Origin of the sequence: Segatella copri, assembly GCF_009495355.1 — a bacterium.
GTDB lineage: Bacteria > Bacteroidota > Bacteroidia > Bacteroidales > Bacteroidaceae > Prevotella.
Map to the genome: position 1 here is coordinate 1 of NZ_VZAD01000022.1, position 1247 is coordinate 1247.

A 1247-nucleotide genomic window follows, 5' to 3' on the forward strand; every position below is an offset into this window, starting at 1 on the left:
GAAAATTACCTGTCAAAACTTTTGGAGGCGAACGCATTTTGATGCGTCCGCCCTGTTCAGAGCCTTTGAATGTGCGTTCAAAGCCTTTGAATGTCCGTTCAGAGCCTTTGAACGGAGATTTCAATGTGGTTTAACGATTTTAAAGTAACTACATATGGCTATATGCTGAGTAGTTACTTTAAATGTATAAAGACAAAAATAAAATTGGTAATGGTTTTCTGTTACGTCTTATGTCAGTAGAAAAATGCAGAAAAATAGCAGAAAAGTTGTGGGTTATGTTTTTTTTCCGTACTTTTGTCGTAAACTACAGAAAAGATATGAACAAAAAGAAGATATTTACCGTACTCTGTGCCCTTGTGGTGGCATTAGCAGTACAAGCCAAGTCGTTGAGAGAACTCTGGGTGTCGATGCCAGATTCCTTGGTTCCTGTCCTCACGCAGAATATGCGTGTGGAGTTTACGGAATTGCAGGATATGAAGGTAAAGGCAGAGGTCACTACGTCGTTGGGTGATACAAGTGTTATGGATACGCTGACCAATGATTTCATGCAGATAAGACTCAGCAGAGTATGTACCTTACAATTAAAAAAGTTGCCACAAACAGGTGGTGACTCCATCATTTGTATGGTAAGAACGTTGGCAGCACCCGAAAAGGAGAGCGAGGTGATGTTCTTCGATCAGCAGTGGCAACAACTCGAGATGACTCATTGTTTTGACGGAGAAGACATTCAAGGAGTTTGTGAAAGTCTGTTGCAAAGACCAGATACGATGAGTGTGTCACGTTTTGAAGAACTCAAGGCGATGATAGAGCCCAGGATGATGAGTGCATTGCTCATGCAGCATGAGAATGCCATCGTTTTCCGTCTTGCTCTGCCATTGCTCTCAGCAGAAGATAAAAAGCTAATTAATGCCATAAGAGTGCAAAGAAAGTTTAATTGGAATGGTAAAATTTTTAAGGAAGGTTAAATAGTTGCATTTTGTTTATAGAAACATTTGGAGTTCTAAATAAAAGTAGTACTTTTGCAATGTGTTTTTCATGGTATTAGATTATTAAGGTTAATAAAAGATTGGTTGTCGTGAGACAATCAATTTTTTTTTCCTCACTCAACAAAGCAAGTGGCTTTATTGAGTGAGGATTTTCTTTTTATGCCTCAGGAAGCTTTCTGTTAGTAAATTATCAGGGCTCACCCGATATATCTAGGGGATTAAGCATATAGTTTTGTAAGTCTGAAAAGAAAGAAGTTTATA

The 1247-nt window shown here is 38.5% G+C and carries 1 protein-coding gene; it reads left to right on the top strand.

The window, feature by feature from the left end; genetic code table 11:
* Positions 1-317: 317 nt before the first annotated feature.
* A complete protein-coding gene (locus F7D20_RS02530; protein WP_158462718.1) occupies positions 318-965 on the top strand; it encodes a DUF3256 family protein in 648 nt (215 codons plus the stop codon).
* The last annotated feature ends 282 nt before the right edge of the window (positions 966-1247 follow it).